The sequence below is a fragment of the Streptomyces saintjeani genome (assembly GCF_055409605.1).
This window is the reverse complement of sequence record NZ_CP189624.1, coordinates 9,039,234-9,060,940: the sequence shown is the minus strand read 5'-3', so window position 1 is coordinate 9,060,940 and position 21,707 is coordinate 9,039,234. Positions and strand designations below refer to the sequence as shown.

Here is a 21,707-nt window from a genome sequence, read left to right as displayed (position 1 = left end):
ATGGCGACGCGGAGACCATCAAGCGCTGGCGAGGAGACCCCCAAGCCCGGGCAATGAACCGGACCGGACTGTTCGACGCCGGGAGGGGCATCCGTACACCGACGGGATCCCGACTCTAAGGGGCGAAGATGGAGATCTCCGGAATCATCAGCGCAGTCATCATCGGCTGCGTCATCGGCGTACTCGGCCGCCTCGTCGTCCCCGGCCGCCAGCGCATCGGCCTCCTGTGGACCATCCTCGTCGGCATCGCCGCGGCCCTCATCGGCTCGGCCATCGCGCACGGCCTCGACGTCCAGGACACGAACGGCGTCGACTGGATCGAGTGGCTCATCCAGATCGGTCTGGCGGCGGTGGGGGTCACGGCGCTGGACCGTGCGAAGTCGCGCCGCTGAGGGGGGTGCTGGGGCGCACGGACGATGCGGACGCCGCCCGCGCATACGCCGTAGCCCTGCGGGCCCTGCCTGAGTGGAGGGCCCGCAGGGCGCCGGGAGTTCGTTGCGCACGCGCGGGGAGGTTGACGCCGTCCAGGCCACGGTCCGCAACACCTCCGCGCACGCGTTCGCGCTCGCGGGGAGGCCAGGCATCGGCCCCGCAAAGCAGGGGCGCCTTGTTCGTCGCCCCTACTCGGTCAGGGAGGCCCGGCAGCGGACCCGGCGCCCGTCCCCCACCCCGACCGCCCCAAGCCCACCCCCCGTACGCCACTCCGCGCAGCCCCCGTACAGCAAACTGCCCCGTGCGCCCGTACGGCGCCCCCGCGCGCCGTTCCCCCCTCGGCCCCCGAGGTCTACGCTGGACGGATACACAAAGGTCCGGCACCGGGCCCGCCGCCTCGGCTCCCCTCAACGCACGGCGGGCCCACTCGGACGGAACGTGCACGCGGGTCCGGCGATCGGAAGGTTCCCCGGTCAGGAAGCGCCCCGCTCAAGAGGCACCCCGCTCCCCGCGTTCCAGAGGCCCCGCCCACAAGACTCCCCGCGTTCCCGAGGCTCACCAACTTCATTAGTAATCCCTAGTGTTGCGCATACATAGTTGGGCACATGGAGTTGCTGCGTATGTCCAAGGCCGCGAAGCGTCTGGGGATTCACCCGATGACGCTTCGCCAGTGGGCTGCCGACGGCAAGATCCCGTTCTCCTGGGTTGGTCGTGAGCGCCGGTTCTCCTCGGTCGATGTGGAGAACATGAAACGCGGCCCTGCCTCGGCAACCTCCCGCCCGAGGCGGGAGGTTCTGTATGTGCGTGTGTCGGGTTCGTCGGGGCAGGAGTCCTCGCTGGCCGCGCAGGAGGAGGAGTTGCGGGCCACGTCCACGGGTGAGGTCGTGAAGGTCGTCAAGGACCGTGGCTCGGGTCTGCGGGAGAACCGGCCGGGCCTGAACCGGGTTTTGGCGATGGTCTCCGACAGCTCGGTGACGGTGGTGCGGGTGACGCATGAGGACCGCCTGGCCCGGTTCGGTGTGGGCTGGCTCAAGCGCCTGTTCGCCGTGTACGGCGTCACTCTCGAAGTCCTCCACCCGAAGAAGTCCGGTGGCCGGGACGAACTCCTCGAAGACTTCGTCTCGTTGGTCACCACGTTCGCGGGCCGCCTGTACGGGATGCGAAGCGCGGAGGCCCGCAAGCGACTGCTCGCTGAGACCGGCCAGTGCGCCGAAGACGCCGATGCCGCGTGAGCCGGAAGCTGCCGCTCACCGAGGGCGAGACCTCCCCTTCCGCGTGCGTCCGTGGTCTGCTTCGTACCGGCGTGGACGAGGAAACCGGCGAACTCCTGACCTCCGCCACGCTCGCCCAGCGCGTGGGCTGGGCTATTGATCTGGTGTCCGGCATGACCGGCGAACTCCTGGCCGGGCACTGGAACACCACCGACGTGGACGTCCTCGATTCCGGCGAGGACGCGGGCGGCCGGAAGCTGCCGTCGAACGCGTGGATGGCGCTGCGCCGCCTCGGCTGGACCGTGACCGCACCGGACGGTATCCGGGTCAACGACCGGATCGTCCGCATGGCGCAGGAACAGGCCGGGCGTGCTCTGCGGTCGGCGAAGTGGCGTGCCGACCTGACGGCCGGTGTCCTCACGACGTGGCCCGCCGACCCGGCGAAGCGCACTGGCGAGGAGTGGGACGCGGTACGCGAGGCGGTGCCTGGCGGCCGGTGTCTGCCGTCCAGTGTGATCAAGTCCCGCACCCGGCAGACGGCTTCCTTCAACGCCAAGAACGGCCGGATGCCGGCCGATGTGTTCGAGCTGGAGCCCGCGCCCCGTGTCGCACGCATGCTGCTGCTGTCCGCCTGCGACGGGCAGCAGGCCACCATCGAGCGTGCCGACGAACCAGGCCGCGCACTGCTGCGCCTGAAGCTCCCCACACGCCCCGATCCTCAGTCCTGCAGCGACTGGACATGGGTGGCCTGCCCGATCTCGCTGCCGCCGACCGTCCCGGCCTCGGCGGTGCTGCACCTGCCCACCCTGCGTATCCACCAAGGCGACGTGCGGGCGGATCTCGCCTACACCCACGCCGTACCCAAGACACAGCGGACCGGTCACACGATCGCGCTGGGCGTGGACTGGGGCCTGAACACCCTGCTGTCCGCCGGAGCCGCACGCCTGCACGACGACGGACGGATGACCGCCCTCGGCTCCGGTGCCCAGTTCCGGGCGGTCGGTGTTCTCGCCAAGCAGCATCGCTTGCGCCGACAGTCCGAGCGTCTGCACGCCAAGGCCGACCACTACCAGCGGCTCATCGGCGGCGACGCCGACCATCGCCTGGCGGCCGGACATGCGGTCCTGACCGACGAGATCCGCTATGTGTCCGACCGTCGTTCGAACCTCAACGACGCCCTCGCGTGGGCTGCCGCACGCTGGACGGTAGATCAGGCCATCGCCGCCTCCGCGACCGTCATCCACATCGAAGACCTGCGGTCGATGGAAGCCAAGGGCATGGGCCGTACCCACAACACCCGCATGTCCGCCACCGTGCGCGGGCAGATCGTGGACCTCATGCGCCACCTCGCCGCCGAGACCGGTATCGCCGTCGTCACCGTCCCGGCACGGAACACCTCCAAGCACTGCCCCCAGTGCCTCACCCCGCTGCGGCACCGCAAAGCCCCCGACCGGCCCACCACACCCGGATGGAAATGGGCCATCTGCCCCTCCTGCCGGTGGCAGGGCGACCGCGACCACGGCGCGTGGCGACGGATCGCCGCACACGGCCTCACCCACCAGACCAAGACCGTCGTGGACCGCGCCAGCGGCACCATGGTCATCCGCACGGTCGTGGACAAACTCGAAACCCGCGCAGTCATCGCACCGACTGCCGACAGGACCAGCCGGAACGACCGGTCCAAGACCGGACCCACCCGGCACCGAACCACACGTCCGACGCCCAGGCGACGCCGGACACCCTCCCCCACCAGACCCACAGGTCCGGCGGGCAAACGTCCGGAGGGACACGCTCACACGGACCGGACCCGGCTGCCCCGCGCAGCCCACCGGCACCAGGACGTGACAACGATCAGCACACCCACCAACCGGCATCAGCCACGAGGAACAGCACTGGGCGCGGGCTTCCACCTGCACGCCCACGCCACCCCTCCACGGTGGACAATCCCGCTGCCAGACACTACGTCTGACATGGGATCGCTCAGCTGATTAGAGACGCTGCCCCACCCGCAGGGCTCCCCCGTTCCAGAAGTTGCCCCACCTCTAGCCTCGCGCTTTCATGAAGCGGGTTGTCCGGCAGGCGGTCAGGAAAGCAGAAAGTGCCTCTGACCAGCAAGAATGAGGATTGTCTAGGTCCTTGTTCCTGCCACCGCCGGAGGCACTTCCCAGGTGAAGCACCCTATCGGGTCCTACCCCCGCGTCCGTGTTCAGGACGATGGCCGCCAGGTCGTCACCCAGGCCGGGGCGGTCCTGCTCGTCGAAACGGTCCGCAAGACCGGTCTTGACCAGGCCATATCCCAGGCTCTGGCTCCGTGGCGCAAACCGCGGGCCGTCCACGATCCCGGCAAGGCCCTCCTGGACGTCGCCATGGCGGTCGCACTGGGCGGGGACTGCCTCGCGGACGTCGCGATGCTGCGGTGTGAGCCGGCCGTCTTCGGCCCGGTCGCCTCCGACCCCACCATCTCCCGCCTGATCGACACCCTCGCCGCCTCCGGCGAGAAAGCCCTGCAGGCCATCCGCTCCGCACGCTCCGAAGTCCGCCATCGTGCCTGGTCGTTGGCGGGCAAGAACGCCCCGGACGCCGACGGACAGGTCACCGTCGACCTCGACGGCGTCCTCGTAATCGCCCACTCCGACAAGGAAGAGGCGGCCGCGACGTGGAAAAAGACCTACGGCCACCACCCCCTGACGGCCTTCGTCGACCACGGCCCGGGCGGAACCGGAGAGCCCGTCGCCGCCCTCCTCAGGCCCGGGAACGCCGGCTCCAACACCGCCGCCGACCACATCACCACCGCCCAACTCGCCCTGGCCCAGCTGCCCAAGCACTACCGGCGAGGGCGCCAGACCCTGATCCGCACCGACTCCGCGGGCGGCACCCACGACTTCGTCGCCTGGCTCGCGAAACGAGGCCGATGGCTGTCCTACTCGGTCGGCATGACGGTCACCGAAGCGATCCACGAACACGTGCTGAAGATCCCCGCCTCAGCCTGGACCCCGGCCGTCGAGACCAACGGAGAGGCCCGTGACGGGGCCTGGGTCGCCGAGCTCACCGGCAAGCTCCTGGACGGCCGGCCCAAGGGCATGCGGCTGATCGTCCGAAAGGAACGGCCCCATCCCGGCGCCCAGCTGAGAATCACGGACGCGGACGGCATGCGCATCACATGCTTCGCGACCAACACCCCTGACCGGCCGATCGCCGCCCTTGAACTCCGTCACCGGCTGCGGGCCCGGGCCGAGGACCGCATCAGGGCCGCCCGGGCCACCGGCCTTCGCAACCTACCCCTGCACCGGGCAGCCCAGAACAAGATCTGGCTCGAGATCGTCCAGATCGCCCTCGACCTGCTGGCCTGGATGCCCATGCTCGCTCTCACCGGCAAGGCCCGGCTCCGGGAACCCCGCCGTCTGCGATTCCGCCTCTTCTCCGCGGCCGCTCAGCTCGTCACCACTGGCCGACGCAGGATTCTCCGCCTCACCCAGCACTGGCCCTGGACCAGCGAGATCACCGCCGCCCTCCAACAGCTCACGCTCCTGCCCACCCCTGGCTGACCAGCAACCTCCAGCGTTCCGACGACAGCACCACCCGATCCCGGGCAGTGGAACCCGGCGCCCACCCGACGCGACAACCGGGCCACCGGCCTGCCCACCACCAGCTCCGGAAAGGGAAAGGGTCCACCAACTCCGTCAGCTGACCCTCACGAAAGATCGAGGCTAGGTCTGCCGAAGATCAACATGACGGCGAGTGGTTCTTCAACCTCCTGAGCCCGTCAGCCCAGCAGGACAGCCGTGAACATTTCGCGGTGAGCCACCAGCCACTCCTGGCGACCAGCTCAAGGGTGGCAGCACCGCAGTTGCCGATGCTGACGATATTTAGGTTTTTATCCTGACATCACAGGTCACGGGGCTGGTGTGCGCCTGTGGTGTTTGTGCGACGTGTTCACCGACCGCGAGCGGCACAGACCGTGGGTTCGCCGGTGGCCACTTGGGAGGACTTTCTCACAGTCGGGTGTCATTTCCGTCTGTCAAACAGCTGTGATCCGGCTGGGAGGCCATTGCCATGGACGACCGGTTTCTTGGTGGCACCGGGGCGAATGGCCCCGGGAACCGGAACGAGCCAACGAGCAGGGTTTCCCGGCCGTCTGCGGTCGGTGAACAAACGCTGCTCCGAGGAGCAACCCGCGACCACGTCGTCCGGCGTCGAGTACGCCGCCGGGACACAAGGTCTGGAACCCGTCTCACAACAACAGGAGCGAACTGTGTCTCCTTTCTCCGCGAAGTCCGCCAGCGGCAAGCGTGCTGTCCTGAGCAGGCGATCGATGGCGGTCGGCGTCGCGGCGGCCGCGCAGGACGGTTGCAAGTTCCGGGATTGGGTGGATCGTCCGCGTTGAGCGGGAGTTGACGTGGCAACAGCACAGGCACGAGACCGGTGATCATCAGGGTGTCCACGCCAGCTGATCACATCGAGGTCCCGTGCCTGCCGCTCCATCCTCCCTGGTCCCTGCCGCCCTGGCGAAACTGGGCCCCCTTCACCATCACCACAGCTGGTGGCCGCCGAACGGCGTTGAGCAGCCGATCGAGTTCGTGGCGGCGTCCGACGAACGCGAAACCCCGTCCGAAGCCCGCAGCACCACACTGGTCAGCCGTCCCGGCCATCCCGTCACCGTCCTCCACGGACACTGCTGCCGTGCGCCAATACCCATCCGGCGGCCGTACATACCCACTCTAAGCGGCCCCCATTGTTCCGTCCGGCCGATACCGGCAGCGTCGGACATGCGCCCCCGGGCAACGTGCGTCCCGGCCGAGGCGCATCCCCGTGCAGGGCGCGTGCCCAGGCAGAGAAGGAAAGATGGGTCGTCCCGAGAAACCGCTGGATCCCGGCGAAGGTCCCGTTCAGCGCTTCGCGAGCGAACTGCGTGCGCTGCGGAGCGACGCCGGCAGCCCCACCTACCGTTCGATGGCGTGCCGCGCCCACTACTCCCCCACCGCGCTGGCCCAGGCCGCCGCGGGCGACCGGCTGCCGTCCCTGGCCGTGGTCGTGGCCTTCGCCCGGGCCTGTGGCGGGAATCCGGACGAATGGCAGCAACGGTGGTCGCGGGCCGCCGAGGAGTCGGCCGCGTTCCGGGACGACGTCGCCCTGTCGCCCTACCGGGGGCTGGAGCGGTTCGAGAGTGAGCAGCGGCACCTGTTCTTCGGGCGCGACCGTGTGGTGGACAGCCTGCTCGACCTCATACGCACGAAGCGGTTCGCCGCGCTGTCCGGACCGTCGGGCAGCGGGAAGTCCTCGCTGCTGCGCGCCGGCCTGCTGCCGGTCCTGCGAGATGCCGCGCGGTGCGCCGGACACCCGGTCACCGTCCACCTGATCACGCCGGGACCACGGCCGGCGACCACGTACGAGCAGCTGCTGTCGCCCGGCGCCAACGACCCGGAACGCTGGATCGTCGTCGACGAGTCCCACGAGCTGGGCACGCCGGTGCCGGACCTGGACGAGCGGCTGCGGTTCGTCGAGCTGCTGGTGGCCGCGCGGCGACCGGAATCGCGGCTGAGGGTGGTCCTCAACCTCAGGCCGGACTTCCTGTGGTGGTGCCCGCGTCGGACACCCTGGCTCGACACACTGACCGACTGCACCGTGCGGATGCCGGGGATGACGTCGGCGGAGCTGCGCGAGGCGATCGTCCGCCCGGCGGCGGCGGCCGGGCTCGCCGTGGAACGTGATCTCACGGCCCGGCTGGTCGACGACTTCCTCGGGCAGCCCACCATGCTGCCCATGCTCTCGAACGCGTTGCTGCGCGTCTGGTGCCGCCGGCGCGGCCGGGTGCTCGCCCTGGCCGACTACGAGGAGATGGGCGGGGTGCGGGGCGCCCTCGCCACCACCGCGGAGGAAGTGTTCGACCGGCTGTGCGCCCGGCAGCGGCTCACCGCGCGCAGGGTGCTGCGCCGTTTTGTCGCCCCCGACGAGAACCGCTCCTACGTGCGCCGGCCGGTGCGGCCGTCCGAGCTGCGCGCGTTCGAGGACCGGGAGACGCGGCCGGTGCTGAACACGCTGGTCGGCGCCCGGCTCGTCACACTCGGCGAGAACTCCGCGGAGCTCACCCACGACGCCGTGATCAGCGAGTCCCCCAGGCTGCGTCGGTGGCTGGAGGAGGACCGCGAGCGCCTGCTGCACCACCGGTATCTGACCGAGGCGGCGGGAGCCTGGCAGGAGCTCGGTCACGACGAGTGCGACCTCTATCGCGGCAAGCGCCTCGCCATCGCGGAAAGCCTTTTCCTCAGCTGTCAGGAACCCGACGAGCTGACCGGTCTGGAACGCGAGTTCCTCACCGCTTCCCGCCACGCTCAGGGGCACCGCCCCGCCGCGTGACCACAACGCGTGGACGCGGCAGAAGGGGGTGTGACCGCCGTGCGGCGGTCACACCCCCTTCGGATGTGCTAGCTCCGTCCCGCGTAGTGGAACGTCGAGTAGTGGTCGTCGGTCCAGAACAGGTCGCCGGTACCGATCGCCCTGACGATCCGGTTGGCGTCACGCCGGGGAACCACGTCGTCCCGCTGACGGTCGTAGATGGTCGTGTTGTACTCCTGGAAGGTCCCCGTGTACCCGTGGCTGGTGCTGGGGGCCGCCGGGCTGTTCATGAAGTTGATGAGGCCCTGGTCGCGGTCGTAGAACCGGCCGCCGGTGAAGACGAAGTCGGAGTGGGTAACCCCGTTGCTGTCAGTCCAGTGGGCCGCCTCGATCCACTCCCGGTCACCGAGGTTGCGCCAGTTCGGCCATCCCATATTCTCCCAGAAGTCGATGCCCAATTCCATGTTGCTCGGCGGATTCTGGGTGTGCTGGGCACTACCCGAGACCGGCGCCGGCTGTGCGGAGGCGACACCGGGGGCGGCGACACCTATTCCCAGGGCGAGCGTGGAGGCGACGAAGCCCACGGCGAACGCACGCCTGCTCTTGACAACGAGTTTCTTCATGCTGATCGGATTCTCTTTCACTTGCCACTCCGCCATGTTCGGCGGCTTACGGCAAATCCTCACATCCAAGCAATTGTCCAGCTATCCCCTGCCGATTAGTGTGGACAACCTCCTGCCCGACACTGCGAGACAGTCGACACACGCACGGCACGAAAGACCCCTGCGGAAGTAGTACCGCCCCCCCCATTGCCGTCTTCCTCGGCCCCGCAATAGGGTTCCCGGCCTCCGGGCCCGGCATGACTGCTCGCCCCTGTTGATCATGATCTGGGGGTGGTGTCACCGGTGCCGGGCGCTGGCAGACCGCTGACTAGGGGCATGACCACCGGTTCTTCTGGGACTTGGGAGGCTCTTCGTAATGTGGATGCCGGCAGCTGGTGCCGCAGGTGAGGCCGGGACGGGTACGACCGGAGAGTGCACGTGATCGACATCAGCGAAATCGGCGTTTTCCTCGGCCTGGACGCCGGCAAAGGCGAACACCACGCCACCGCCCTGACCCCGGTCAGGGCGGCTTCAAGTTCCCGGTGGAAGCGGGCTGTCGTCCGGAACATCCGGACCGGCGACGTTTTCTGGACGGACGACCACTACGGCAGCTTCCACTACATGGGCCGTCACTGACGCCAACGGACGGGAGGGCCGAGCCCTGCTCGGCCCTCCCCTCGTTGTCGATCGGGCTGCGAGCCCTTTGCAGGGCCGGCTCACCCGGGGATTCCGGGTGCGGCCTTTCCGGTTCGTTGCGTGAGCCGGTCGGCCGAACCGGGCGCCCGTTCCGGGTATGACGCAGCACGCTGTCGCCTTCCCCGCGTCTACTCTGCTTCGGCGTGGAGTGCGACGATGCCTTCGCCGGGCAGCGCTCTCTGCCCGGACCCGGCCGGTATCCGTCGGCCGCTGTCCTGCGCCGGACCCTCGCCCAGGAACTGCCGCGTATCGCGGACATGCCGCACGACCCACCGCGGAGATGCTGCCCGGCCTGCGTGCCTGTCCCGGCGCCTTCGAGGCCGCTCACCACCTGGGCGGCGCATGGCGACAGCCGGGCGGTGACGGCCGTCCACGGCTCAGGTGCGTAGCTTGTAGCCGAAGCCGCGGACCGTCTCGATCCGCTCTCGGCCGATCTTGGCGCGCAGCCGCATCACCTGGACGTCCACCACGTGGGTGTCGCCGACCCAGGCGTGGTCCCAGACCCGCTCCAGCAGGATCTCCCGGGTGAGCACCGTGCCGGGAGAGGCGGCGAACTCGCGCCACAGCTTCAGCTCGGTCGTGGTCAGGTGGAGGCGTTCCCCGTTCCGGTGCACCTCCAGTGACGCGGTGCAGTAGAACACGTCGCCGAATCGGAACGTGCCGGGCCGCTGGTCGTCGGCGGCCCGCGCCTGGTGGCCGGGCTCCGCAGGGACGGGCGGGGTGCTCTCCTCGGGCTCGGTGTCACCGTCGGATTCGGCGGTCAGGGCGAAGTCGACGGCCCGGCCGGGGGTGTCGTGCGCACTGCCTTCGGCGAAGGCCTTCGTGTATACCGCCTCGCCCAGCGCGTCGATGACGGCCCGTTCGCACCGCTCGTGCTGCTCGGCCATCTGCGGCCCGAACGCGGAGAGCGAGCTGCCCGCGTCGCGCCACAGGACGTCCGCCGTACCAAGCAGCCGGGCGGCCCGCTCGTGGGTGCCGCCTTCGGCGGTGGCCCAGGCGAGCAGCCCCAGCATCGTGGCGACCATCGCGTGGTCGTCGAAACCCCGCATGCTCTCCAGTGCAGCCCTGACCAGGGTCTTGGTCCTTTCTCGGTCACCGCGGGCCCATGCGTCGTGGCCCAGGGCCATCAGAGTCAGGGCCCGGCCCCACCGCTCGCCGCTCGCCTCGGAGGCGGCGACGACGCGTTCGCCGGTCTCCGTCGCCCGGGGATCGCCGGCGTACGTCTGGCCGCTGACCAGCGCGAGCCGCCAGGTGGTCGCCTCGTGCTCGTCGCCCAGCGCTGTCGCGGCGGACAAGGCATTCTCGTACCGGCGGATGGCCTCCTCGAGCTGCCCCCGGTAGTGCGCCGAGACGCCGCGCAGGCCGCTCGCCCTATTTCGCACCCAAGTGTCACCCGACGACTGGCCCAGTGCGTCGGCCTCGTCCAGCCAGCCGTCGGCCGTTGCCAGGTCGCCTTGCGTCTGCGCCACCCAGGCGGCGCAGAGGAGCGCGCGGGCACGCTCGGGGCTGGGCTCGCGCGAGGCGGCGAACGCCCGCTCGAACTGGCGGCGCCCCTCGCTGAGGAAGCCGCCGGTGGACCAGTGCCAGCACAGCGAGGCGGCCAGGGCGAACCGGGCCCGCGGATCGCCGTCGTAGTCCAGGGCGGCCAGCAGATTGGCGTGCTCGGCGCGCAGTCGGGCCAGTTTCTCGGACTGGCCAGGCCCGTACCAGCTCTGGTCCACGCGGTGAGCAAGGGCGAGGAAGAAGTCTCGGTGGCGGCGGCGCAGTTCGTCCTGCTCGCCGGACTCCCTGAGCCGCTCCCGGCCGTACTCCCGAATGGTGGACAGCAGCCGGTAGCGCGGCGGGCCGTCGTATTCACAGGTCAGGACGACGGATTGTGCGACCAGCCGGTCGAGGACGTCCAACACCTCTGCCTCGGCGATGCCCTCCCCGGAACAGACGACCTCGGCGGCCTCCAGGCTGAAGCCGCCGGCGAAGACTGTCAGGCGGTCCCACAGCAGCCGCTCGGCCGGGGTGCACAGCTCGTGGCTCCAGTCGATCACCCCGCGCAGGGTGCGGTGGTGGACCGGGGCCGTCCGGCTGGCGCCGGTGAGCAGCGCGAAGCGGTTCTCCAGCCGTTCTGTGAGCTGCCCGACGGACAGCGTGCGCAGCCGGGACGCGGCCAGCTCGATCGCCAGAGGCAGCCCGTCCAGGTCCGCGCACAGGCGGGAGAGCCCCGGGCGGTCGGCCTCTTCGACGCGGAAGTCCGGCCGGACGGCGGTGGCACGGTCCAGCAGGAGCTCCACCGCCTCGGCCTCCGGAAGCGGCGCGAGGGCGAACACCTGCTCGCCCCGGACGTCCAGGATGTGACGGCTGGTGGCGAGGATGCGCAGTTCGGGAGCGGCTGCCAGGAGCGTGGTGGCCAGTTCGGCGCAGGCGTCGATCAGGTGCTCACAGTTGTCGAGCACCAGCAGGGCTCGCCGTCCGGCCAGGTAGCCGGTGAGACGGTCCAGGTCGGGCACCCGCAGCGCGCTGGACGCCCTGGCCATCACCGCTGAGGGGCCGTTCACCGGGGCGAGGTCCACCAGCCAGACCCCGTCCGGGAACGACTCCCGGGCCGCGGCGGACACCTCCAGTGCCAGCCGTGTCTTGCCCGCACCGCCCATGCCGGTGAGCGTCACCAACCGCCGTGTGCAGAGCAGGCGGCGGATCTCGGCGATCTCGTGCCGCCTGCCCACGAAAGCGGTCAAGGCGGTGGGCAGATTCCCGTGCTCAGTGGCGGTCATCCGGTTCTCTTTCTTGAGCGCGGGTCGGCACCGGTCCACACCAGGCTGTCCTGGCAGTACGGGAAGAGGTGGCTCAGGTGAGTGCGCCTCGCCTTGCGCCCGGGTCGGTCCGTCGGGCTGTCCCTCGGCCGCCGCCACCGGTACCTCCATTGATCCGGCCGGGGGCACCTTGTGCTGACAGGAGACACTGAGCACCGAGCAGATCTGCCCGGCCCGCATGACGCGCACGACGTGCCCGTCGCAGTTCTGGCACGCGGGGCGGCTCAGCAGCGACAGTACGACTCGCCCGTGCGCCACGTTGAGCACGAAATCGTGGCCGTCGACGCTGTCGACCTCGGTGTGGTCATCTCGAAGACCGGCTCCCAGCCGTGCCCGCAACGCGTGCAGACGAAGGAGTGCGACTCGTTGACGACGGCGCTCGAGCCGCAAAAGCAAACTTATCCTACGATTTCGCTCATGTCGCTCCTGTGGTCCGCTGCTGGACCGGTGGAGTCCCGCCACTTAGTGGACGTCTCCTCCGGGGCAAATGCACTCGATCTGCGCATTATTGAGGCCGATTTTTGCGTTTCTTGCCCCACGGCCCGGGAAATTTTGCTCATACGTGGGGTGCACGCTCAGACAACATGCGACCTGCTCAGATGGGGTGTGAGCCGCTTCGCAACATCCCGGCGGCAGTGGTCACGGGCCCCGGCGTTCTTGGCCACCGCCACGACGGCCTCCTTGCGGCGCTCCCGGCCACCCCGGGTCCACGGAGCCCCCCGATTCCACACACGACGCGCGCATGCCAATCCCGGCCGAAACGGCAGCGTACGCATCGGGTTCGGGTTTGCGGGGGGCACGGAGAACACGCGAGAGCATGGCGGGTGGAGACAACGAAAAACGTCCAGGTCGGTCCGTACATATGTACAGACCGACCTGGACCTCATGACTCAGTCGATCAACGGATCACACGAGGTCGAACCGGTCCGCGTTCAACACCTCGACGAACTGGCCGCCGTACGCGACGTACCAGGCGCGGGTCGAGCGGGAGATACGGATCTTCCGGATCGTACGGCGCTGAAGGCCGGCCGAACCTGGTGCGGAAGCGCGACTGAAAACCGTTGCCCGTCCGCCCCGTCCTGAGTTGCCGCACCACGCCTGAGTGAGCTGCGGCGCAGGGGCGATCTTCTCAACTGCTCTGCCTGGTTGGGGAGGTGACGGGGTGGTGCCCGTTTCCTTCATTGCCCACCTCGGCCCTCGCCCGGTCGTCCCGTCGGAACCGGCAGCGCGTCTGGTCGCCGACCTCGTGCTGAAATGGATCGTGATCCGCTGGCTCATCCCTAAGCAGGGTCATTGCGTGATCGAGATCTGTCTGGGTTCGTCACGTGAGGCCGATGGCTCGTAGGGGCCGGTGGTAGTCGCGGCCGGTGTGACGTAGGGCGGCGGCGATGTTGGTCTGGCCGTCCTGGCGGAAGACGCTGATGGCGAGGTTGCGCAGGGAGGCCATGGCGCGAGGCAGGGTGCCGGTGCGGACCTTGGAGTCGTCCTCGCGGAACGTGCGGTCCCGCACGTGGTGCAGGAGGTTCTCGATACCCCAGTGGCCTCTGATCCAGGTGGCGAGCTCGGTGCAGTTGGCGTCGAAGACGCTCAGGCTGGTGATCAGGTAGACGCGCTCGATGGTCAGCTTCCCGGTGCTCAAGTCGCGTCGCCACCGTACGACTTGGATCGCCTGGCGGGCTCCGGGGTAGTCGAGGTGGCTGAACGCGGCGGCCTTGAGCCGGCGGATTTCGTCGCGGTGGTGGGCGTGGTCGCGAGTGCAGTGCCCGAGCGGGATGTCCCGCCAGGGCAGTGTCCTGATCTGGGAGTACAGGCCCGGATGGTTCTTCTTCACGACGGCCACGTAGTGCGCGCCGCGACTGGTCAGATAGGTCCCGTGGTCGTGCTGGGTGTGCAGAGCGTCGGCGGTCACCACCGTTTTCTCCAGCTCGAGACCGTCCGACAACGGCGCGAAGGAGGGGATCTCGTTGCTCTTGGAAACGACCTGTCGCTGGGCCAGGACCACGCCGTGGTGGTCCATCGCCGCCAGCAGTTGAATCGCCGTGGCCATTGCGGTTCGCGATCCGCGGACCACCTTGCCATCAACCGCGATCACCCGTCGCACCGGCCCTTTCTCTGCCTCCGGCTTGATCGGGGGCGGTGTTCTGGCCTGCAGATACGCGCTGATTGCCGCGTCCAGCTCGTCACCGTCCACACGTTGCAGCAGGCGCCGCACGGTTGCGGCGTGCGGCACCGGCCGCAGGCCGGTGAGTGGATCGACAGCGAAGCCGAGGACGCCCAACACATGCTGCGGGGCATCGGTGATCCACTCGCTGATCGCGATGAGCGAGCGAGCCCCGGTCAGCACCGCCGAGACGGCTGCGCACAGCAGCGCGAGGGCCGGATACCGCAGTCCTCGCGCATCGCGAGGATCGGCGACCAGGATCAGGAAACGCCGCAGGTCAGCAACATCGCTTGAGGTGAGGGGATCGGTTGGGGAACCCGGTTGCCCCAGTGCGGGAGGGATGGGCAATGATGTTCGCGCAGGCACGGTCTCGCTCGGTTCTCATGGGTCTCGACAACCACATGATCACCAGCACCGTGCCTGCTCTGCTCTCCTGGGCCCCTTGCCGCACAACGGACATGACGCCACGTCACTCATGAGACCGGCGAACCGGACCAATCCCAATCACGCAATGCCCCTGCATCCCTAAGGGACTGTTAGCCTCGCGCTTTCGCGAGTGGGGTGTGTCCGGGTCTTGATCAAATAAATGGAGAGTGCTGCTGAACTGCAACGATGGGACTTGTCGAGGGTCCTGTCAGCCGCAAGGAAAGAAGCACTCTCCAGGTGAAGAAGAGTAGCGGGTCGTACCCGCGTGTCCGAGTCGAGGGCGGCGGCCGTGGGGTGGTCTCGCAGGCCGGGTCGGTGCTGCTGGTCGAGACGGTCCGCAAGGTGGGCCTGGACGCGGCGATATCGGCGGGACTCGCGCCGTGGCGCAAGCCGCGGGCCGTGCACGATCCGGGCAAGGTCCTGCTGGATGTGGCCCTGGCCGTCGCACTCGGCGGCGACTGCCTGGCCGACGTCGGCATGCTGCGGGCCGAGCCGGGCGTGTTCGGCCCGGTGGCTTCCGATCCGACGGTCTCCCGGCTGATCGACACCCTCGCCGCCTCGGGCGAGAAGGCACTGACCGCGATCCGCGCCGCACGTTCCGAAGTCCGCAAAATGGTCTGGGAGTTGGCTGGCGAGCAGGCTCCGGATGCCGGCGGGCAGGTGATCGTGGATTTGGACGGGGTCCTGGTCGTCGCGCACTCCGACAAGCAGGACGCCGCCCCGACCTGGAAGAAGACCTACGGCCACCACCCGCTCATGGGGCTCATCGACCATGGCTGCGGAGGGACCGGAGAACCCGTCGCGGCTCTCCTGCGCCCAGGCAACGCGGGATCGAACACGGCGACCGACCACATCACCGCCGCCCGACTGGCCTTGGACCAACTGCCGAAGAAGTACCGGCGCGGGCGCCGGACCCTGATCCGCACCGATTCCGCGGGCGGCACCCACGACTTCGTCGGCTGGCTGGCCCGGCGGGGACGGTGGCTGTCCTACTCGGTCGGCATGGTGATCACCGAGGCGATCCACCAGCATGTGCTGAAGGTTCCGGCATCGGCCTGGACGGCGGCCGTCGAGACCGGCGGCGAGATCCGCGACGGTGCCTGGGTCGCCGAACTCGCCGGCGGTGTCCTGGACGGCTGGCCCAAGGGCATGCGGCTGATCGTCAGGAAGGAACGGCCGCACCCCGGGGCCCAGTTGAGACTCATGGACGCGGACGGCATGCGGCTGACCTGCTTCGCCACCAATACCTCGGGCCGGCCGATCGCCGAGCTCGCGCTCCGTCACCGGCTGCGGGCCCGGGCCGAGGACCGCATCCGTGCCGCCCGGGCCACCGGCCTGCGTAATCTCCCTCTGCACCGCACGGCCCAGAACCGGATCTGGCTGGAGATCGTGCAGATCGCACTGGACCTGTTGGCCTGGATGCCGATGCTCGCGCTGACGGGCAAGGCCCGTCTCTGGGAGCCCCGCCGGCTGCGGCTCCGCCTGTTCACCGCAGCCGGGCAGCTCGTGACCACCGGCCGTCGGCGGATCCTCCGCCTGGCCCGCCACTGGCCCTGGACCAGCCACATCACCACCGCTCTCGAACGGCTCGCACTCCTGCCGAACCCCGGCTGACCAACGGATTCCCGCCCCTACGACAGCAGCTCAACACCCGGAGCAGTGGAACCCGGCGCCACCCCGAGACGACACTCGGGCCCTCGGCCTGCACAGCCTCAGCCCACAGCACGAAAACGGTCCACCGACTCCGTCAGCGGACCGTCACGAAACTTCGAGGCTAGGGCTCCCCCGCCCAAGAAGCCCCCGCCGAAGGCGAGTTCACCGCGCGGTACGCCCCCGCCGACACACCTGCGCCGGCCCGCAGCACCCCAGCACCCCCAACCCCCTCACGGCGTATACATATACGGCGTCGTCGTCCCCAACTTCGCGAACCCCAGCCCCTCCAGGATCGGCCGGCTGTCCTCCGTCGCGTCGACCTGGAGGAACTCGAACCCCCGCTCGGCGGCGATACGGGCCCGGTACGAGATCAGCGCCCGGTAGATCCCCCGCCCCCGCCACTCGGGAACCGTCCCGCCACCCCACAGCCCCGCGAACCGGGTCCCCGGGATCAGCTCCATGCGGGCGGAGCTGACCGGCTCGTCCCCGGCGAGGGCGACGACGGCGACGAGGAGGTCGGGGTCCTCCACGAGACGCACCCGCAGCAGATCCCGCAGCCAGGAGCCGTCCCGCCCGAAGGCGCGCTCGTTGGCGCGGACCATCAGCTCGACCCCCGCCATGTCCGTGACGGGCTCGATCCGGACCCCCTCGGGCGGCTCGGCCCCGGTGAGCTGGGTCTTCGTCCCGGCGATGAGGAGGGTCTCGGCGTCGTCGGGCACGAACCCGGCGGCCTGGAGGCGTTCCCCCAGGTCGGCGGGCGTGTCGTGGGAGTACGTCTTCCACTCGAACTCGCGCCCGAGCCCCGTGTAGAGCGCGACCTGCTCGGCGATCACCGCGTCCGCGTCGCCCGCGTCGAGCCCGGACCACAGGATCCCGTTCCACCCCTCGGCGGAGGCGATCTGCCGGACGACCTGCCCGGTGCGTTCGATGCGGGCGTCGGAGCTGTCGGGGCGGGCGCCCCGGCGCATCTCACGGTCGTACAGGGCGAGGATGTCGGCATTGTTCATACGATCACTCCAGCACCCCGCCACCCCGCCCACAACACAATTACCCGGCCCGAAGGATCTTGCCCACCAGGAGGACGTACGTGAAGGACTCGGAGCTGACGCACCTGCGCCGGGCGGTGGAACTCGCGGCGGAGGCGCTGGACGCCGGGGACGAGCCGTTCGGCTCGGTGCTGGTCGGCGCCGACGGGACGGTCCTCGCGGAGGACCACAACCGGGTGGCCTCCGGCGACCGCACCCGCCACCCGGAATTCGAACTGGCCCGCTGGTCGGCGGCGCACCTGTCCCCCGAGGAGCGCGCGGCGGCGACCGTGTACACGTCCGGCGAGCACTGCCCGATGTGCGCGGCGGCGCACGCGTGGGTGGGCCTGGGCCGGATCGTGTACGTCGCCTCGTCCGAGCAACTCGGCGCCTGGCTCGCGGAGTTGGGTGTCCCGGCGCCTCCGGTGCGCACGCTCCCGGTCCGCGAGGTCGCGCCCGGCGTGGCGGTCGAGGGCCCGGTACCGGAACTGGCCGGTGAGGTGCGGGAGTTGCACCGCCGTTTCCACACGCGCTGAGGGCCGTACCGGCTCGGTCGGTACGGCCCTCAGCGCACTGTCACACCCTTCAGCGCACCATCCGCGCCCGGGACCGCCGGTACAGCGCGGCCCCGCCGAGGACGAGCGCGGCGCTCCCCGCGAGCAGCGGGCCCTGCCCGTCGGCCCCGGTGCTGGCCAGCGTCACGTTCATCCTCGGGGTGGGCGCCTCGGCGCGCGGTACGGGGTCGACCGGCCGGTGCGGCTGCGGGTGCTGCGGCGCCGGGTCGACGGGGCGGGCCGGCGGGTCCTCGTGCGAGGTGTTGACCGCCTCGTTGCCGAACGCCGGGTTGAGCGCGCCGACGACGTTCACGCTGTTCCCGCTGACGTTCACGGGGAGGTGCACGGGCAGTTGGATGCCGTTGCCGGACAGGACGCCCGGCGAGTCATGCGCACTCCCGGCGGCGTGGGCGCCACCGCCGCTGGCCGACCCCGCACCAGTCGACCCCGAACTGCCCGGTCCTGACGAGGAGTTCACGCACTTGTTGCCCATCGCCGGATTCAGCAGCCCGACGACGTCCACGGTGTTGCCGCACAGGTTCACCGGGATGTGCACGGGAAGCTGGACCGTGTTCCCGGAGACCGCGCCGGGCGAGTCGGCAGTGGAGCCGTCCGCCGCGGAGTCGGCGTGGGCGGGCATCGTCACGGCCATCGCACCGGACGCGGCGAAGACGGCGATCACGCCGGTTCGGGTCACCCGTCTCATGGGGTCCCTGCCTTCCAGTCGGGGCGCGGGCGTTCCCCGCACCGGACACGGGCGTCTCCACCCGCACCGGTTAAAACGCGGGCGAACCATCGGAGTTATGGCTCATCGTCCTTCCACCCCATCGAGTGACCCGCTTGTCGAACTGGCAGTAAAGCCGTCGAATCGGCCGCGAGGGTCATGCCGGACAGCCAAGAGGGGCCCGCAGCGTAACCCCGCCCCGCACCCCCCCGCACCCCCCCGCACCCCGGCGGGCGTGCCCCGCGAACCCCGCCTATCGTGACCGTGGGCACTGCGCTCCGGGAGGCATCGATGCTGGTCACGTTGGTCGTCGCGGTCTCCCTGCTCGGCGCCGGGACGGCCGCGCCCGCCCCGGATCCCGCCCGCTTCGACCGGCAGCGGGTCGCCTGGTCGGCGTGCGAGGACCAGGACGTGCCGAAGGATCTGGAGTGCGGCAAGGTCACGGTCCCCCTCGACCACGCGCACCCCGGCGCCGGGACCCTCGAACTCGCGCTCGCCCGGTACCGGGCCACCGGTGAGAAACACGGCTCGGTGGTCCTGGACTTCGGCGGGCCCGGCGCGGCGGGCGTACCCGAACTCGCCTACAGCCGCCGGACGTTCGCCAATCTCACCAACCACTACGACGTCGTCTCCTTCGACCCCCGGGGCGTCGGCCGCTCCTCGCCGGTGAGTTGCGGGGACTGGGCCTCGGACGAGGAGGACGAGGAGGAGGTGACCGGCGACGACCCGCGGGCGCTGCTGGAGCGGCTCCGGAAGATCGCCGGGCTCTGTACGAAACACTCGGGTCCTGTACTCCCGTACGTGGGAACGGTGTTCGCCGCGCGCGACCTCGACGTGATCCGTTCCGCGCTGGGCGAGCGGAAACTCAACTACCTCGGTTTCTCGTACGGTTCACGGCTCGGCGCGGTGTACGCGGCGCAGTTCCCGGGCCGCGTCGGCAGGCTGGCGCTCGACGGGGTGGACACGCTGACCGAGCCGGCCGCCGAGCAGGGCATCGCGGGGGCGCGGGGACAGCAGGTGGCGCTGGACGACTTCACGTCCTGGTGCGCGCGGGGCCCGGCCTGTCCGCTGGGCAAGGAGCCGCGCGCGGCCCGGGAGGAGGTCGTACGGCTGGTGCGGTCGCTGGACGCGCACCCCGTGCAGTCCTATCTGGGCGGGGAGTTCACGGGCCAGGACCTCGTGGGCGCGCTGGGCCAGGCGCTGTACCGGAAGGACTGGTGGCCGTCGCTCCAGGTCGGGCTGGAGCGGCTGACCCGGGACGGGGACCCGAGCGGGGTGCAGTCGTTCGCGGCGGGCGGCCTCGACTCGCCGCGCCACCAGGCGACGCATCTCCCCCGCGAGAAGGCGACTCCGCACACCCGGCGCCCCGACTCCCCTCCGCCGAAAGGCGTCCACACCCCCCTGACCGACCCCGCCGACGTCCCCCTCGACAACATGGCCGCCGCCCTGATGGCCATCGACTGCGCCGACGACCCCGACCGCCCCACCGCCCGCCGGATCACCGACGGTCTCCCCGCCCTGCGCGCCTCCTTCCAGCAGGCGTCCCCCGTCTTCGGCCCGTACCGCCTCGCCGAGACCCTGATGTGCCACGGCCGCCCCAAGGGCACGGAGTTCATCCGCGAGGACGTCAAGAACCTCCGTACGCCGAAGCTGCTCCTCGTCGGGACGCGGGGCGATCCGGCGACGCCGTACCGCTGGACGACGGAGACCGCGGCGCGGCTCGGCAGCGCGGCCGTCGTCCTCGACAACCGCGGTGAGGGGCACACCGGTTACGCCTCCTCGCGGTGTGTGCGGCGGAAGGTGAACGACTTCCTGCTGGACGGATCGCTGCCGCCGAGCGGGAGTTCGTGCGGGGCGGACGAGGAACCGTAAGGACGGCCTCTTGACCTCGCGTGACACCCTGGTGACCATCGCTGCGAGAGGAGCCGTGGACGTGTCGGAGTTGCTGGGGGTCGCCGTGCTGGGAGCCGGTCACATGGGGGCGGACCACATACGGCGGCTGGACCAAGTGGTCAGCGGCGCCAGGGTTGTCGCGGTCGCCGACCCGGACACCGACCGCGCGAAAGAGGCGGCGGCCGGGGTCGACGGCGTCACCGTCCACGCGGAGGCCGAGGCCGCCGTCGAGGCACCCGGCGTCGAAGCCGTCCTGATCGCCTCCCCCGGTCCCGCGCACGAAGCGGCGCTGCTCGCGGCGTTCTACCGCGGCCTGCCGGTGCTGTGCGAGAAGCCGATGGTGCCGGACCCGGCGGGCGCCCTCAGGGTCGTCGAGGCGGAGGCGCGGCTCGGGCGCAGGCTCGCGCAGGTGGGGTTCATGCGGCGCTACGACGCCGGGTACCTGCGGCTCAAGTCGGTACTGGACGCAGGCGCGTTGGGCCGGACGCTGATGCTGCACTGTGTGCACCGCAACGCGGCCTCCCCGTCGTTCTTCACGAGCGAGATGCTGATCGAGGACTCGGTGGCGCACGAGATCGACGCGGCGCGCTGGCTGCTGGGCGAGGAGCTGACGGCGGTGACGGTGCTGCGCCCGCGCCCGTCGGCGGAGGCTCCCGAGGGGCTGGCCGATCCGCAGTTCGTGGTGTTCGAGACGTCCGGCGGCGCCCTCGTGGACGTCGAGGTGTTCGTCAACTGCCGCTCCGGCTACCAGGTCCGCTGCGAGGCGGTCGGCGAGCACGGCAGCGCCCGCATCGGCGACGACCAGGGCCCGCTGCTCACCGTGTCGGGCACGGCGGCGACGGAGGTGCCGCAGGACTACGTGGTGCGATTCGCGGACGCGTACGACCGTGAGGTGCGCGCATGGGTGGACGCGACCCGGCAGGGCAGGGTGACCGGGCCTTCGGTGTGGGACGGGTACGCGGCGTCGGCGGTCGCCGAGGCGGGGGTGCGGTCGCTGCGCGGGGGCGGGCGGGTGGCCGTGGAACTCGCCGCGCGGCCGGAGCTGTACGCCGGTGCGACGGGATAGGGCGTACGGGGTTCGAACACCCGCGTGAGGCCCTTGTGCTGCCCTGATGCAACCGGCAACTCCCGTGCCACGTCTACGACTTGGAGAGCGCGAGGTGTACCCGTCGGTAGCCCGGGAAGCCGTCCGG

Annotated in this window: 15 protein-coding genes and 1 pseudogene; 11 read left to right on the top strand and 5 right to left on the bottom strand. The window is 70.2% G+C overall.

Annotated elements, in window-relative coordinates; genetic code table 11:
• Positions 1–128: 128 nt before the first annotated feature.
• The 5 genes from ACQCO7_RS40545 (at position 129) to ACQCO7_RS40525 (ending at position 7,997) form a co-directional block, all read left to right on the top strand.
• Entirely contained in the window at positions 129–392 is a 264-nt protein-coding gene (locus ACQCO7_RS40545; protein WP_464076524.1) for a GlsB/YeaQ/YmgE family stress response membrane protein, read from the top strand.
• A gap of 645 nt (positions 393–1,037) precedes the next feature.
• A complete protein-coding gene (locus ACQCO7_RS40540; RefSeq protein WP_464076523.1) occupies positions 1,038–1,664 on the top strand; it encodes an IS607 family transposase in 627 nt (208 codons plus the stop codon).
• Positions 1,661–3,631, top strand: coding sequence for a zinc ribbon domain-containing protein (locus tag ACQCO7_RS40535; protein ID WP_464076522.1), 1,971 nt, complete (start codon positions 1,661–1,663; stop codon positions 3,629–3,631). Before ACQCO7_RS40540 ends, ACQCO7_RS40535 begins: the two co-directional genes overlap by 4 nt.
• A 180-nt stretch (positions 3,632–3,811) precedes the next feature.
• The gene (locus ACQCO7_RS40530) at positions 3,812–5,188 is read left to right on the top strand and encodes an IS1380 family transposase (protein WP_464076521.1); all 1,377 of its coding nucleotides are present in this window, start codon (positions 3,812–3,814) and stop codon (positions 5,186–5,188) included.
• Between the two features lie 1,297 nt (positions 5,189–6,485).
• The gene (locus tag ACQCO7_RS40525; RefSeq protein WP_464076520.1) at positions 6,486–7,997 is read left to right on the top strand and encodes a helix-turn-helix domain-containing protein; all 1,512 of its coding nucleotides are present in this window, start codon (positions 6,486–6,488) and stop codon (positions 7,995–7,997) included.
• Between the two features lie 68 nt (positions 7,998–8,065).
• Here ACQCO7_RS40525 and ACQCO7_RS40520 read toward each other — a convergent pair whose 3' ends face one another.
• Positions 8,066–8,599: a hypothetical protein gene (locus ACQCO7_RS40520; protein ID WP_464076519.1), complete on the bottom strand. Its 534-nt coding sequence runs from the start codon at positions 8,597–8,599 to the stop codon at positions 8,066–8,068.
• Positions 8,600–9,016: 417 nt separating this feature from the next.
• On the opposite strand from ACQCO7_RS40520, the gene ACQCO7_RS40515 reads away from it, so the two are divergent.
• Complete coding sequence (locus ACQCO7_RS40515; protein ID WP_464077453.1) at positions 9,017–9,214, top strand: hypothetical protein; 198 nt, start codon at positions 9,017–9,019, stop codon at positions 9,212–9,214.
• A gap of 437 nt (positions 9,215–9,651) precedes the next feature.
• On the opposite strand, the gene ACQCO7_RS40510 is transcribed toward ACQCO7_RS40515, so the two are convergent.
• Positions 9,652–12,039 (bottom strand): ATP-binding protein, encoded by a 2,388-nt coding sequence (locus ACQCO7_RS40510; RefSeq protein ID WP_464076518.1) that lies wholly within the window; start codon positions 12,037–12,039, stop codon positions 9,652–9,654.
• 988 nt (positions 12,040–13,027) lie between these two features.
• Between ACQCO7_RS40510 and ACQCO7_RS40505 the strand changes: the two are divergent.
• A pseudogene (locus ACQCO7_RS40505) lies at positions 13,028–13,099 on the top strand (nitroreductase family deazaflavin-dependent oxidoreductase); the annotation flags it as partial.
• Positions 13,100–13,399: 300 nt separating this feature from the next.
• On the opposite strand, the gene ACQCO7_RS40500 reads toward ACQCO7_RS40505, so the two are convergent.
• Complete coding sequence (locus ACQCO7_RS40500; RefSeq protein ID WP_464076517.1) at positions 13,400–14,605, bottom strand: ISAs1 family transposase; 1,206 nt, start codon at positions 14,603–14,605, stop codon at positions 13,400–13,402.
• 297 nt (positions 14,606–14,902) lie between these two features.
• Between ACQCO7_RS40500 and ACQCO7_RS40495 the strand changes: the two genes are divergently transcribed.
• Positions 14,903–16,279 carry an IS1380 family transposase gene (locus ACQCO7_RS40495; protein WP_464076516.1) on the top strand — a complete coding sequence of 459 codons (1,377 nt, stop codon included), beginning with the start codon at positions 14,903–14,905 and terminating at the stop codon, positions 16,277–16,279.
• 269 nt (positions 16,280–16,548) lie between these two features.
• On the opposite strand, the gene ACQCO7_RS40490 is transcribed toward ACQCO7_RS40495, so the two are convergent.
• Positions 16,549–17,325: a GNAT family N-acetyltransferase gene (locus tag ACQCO7_RS40490; protein WP_464076515.1), complete on the bottom strand. Its 777-nt coding sequence runs from the start codon at positions 17,323–17,325 to the stop codon at positions 16,549–16,551.
• Between the two features lie 80 nt (positions 17,326–17,405).
• Between ACQCO7_RS40490 and ACQCO7_RS40485 the strand changes: the two genes are divergently transcribed.
• Positions 17,406–17,879 carry a nucleoside deaminase gene (locus tag ACQCO7_RS40485; protein WP_464076514.1) on the top strand — a complete coding sequence of 158 codons (474 nt, stop codon included), beginning with the start codon at positions 17,406–17,408 and terminating at the stop codon, positions 17,877–17,879.
• Positions 17,880–17,928: 49 nt separating this feature from the next.
• Here ACQCO7_RS40485 and ACQCO7_RS40480 read toward each other — a convergent pair whose 3' ends face one another.
• Positions 17,929–18,603, bottom strand: coding sequence for a chaplin (locus ACQCO7_RS40480; protein ID WP_464076513.1), 675 nt, complete (start codon positions 18,601–18,603; stop codon positions 17,929–17,931).
• A gap of 309 nt (positions 18,604–18,912) precedes the next feature.
• Here ACQCO7_RS40480 and ACQCO7_RS40475 point away from each other — a divergent pair, with 309 nt between their 5' ends.
• Both ACQCO7_RS40475 and ACQCO7_RS40470 read left to right on the top strand, forming a co-directional pair.
• Positions 18,913–20,493, top strand: a complete 1,581-nt coding sequence (locus ACQCO7_RS40475; RefSeq protein ID WP_464076512.1) for an alpha/beta hydrolase — start codon at positions 18,913–18,915, stop codon at positions 20,491–20,493.
• 61 nt (positions 20,494–20,554) lie between these two features.
• The gene (locus tag ACQCO7_RS40470; protein WP_464077415.1) at positions 20,555–21,580 is read left to right on the top strand and encodes a Gfo/Idh/MocA family protein; all 1,026 of its coding nucleotides are present in this window, start codon (positions 20,555–20,557) and stop codon (positions 21,578–21,580) included.
• The last annotated feature ends 127 nt before the right edge of the window (positions 21,581–21,707 follow it).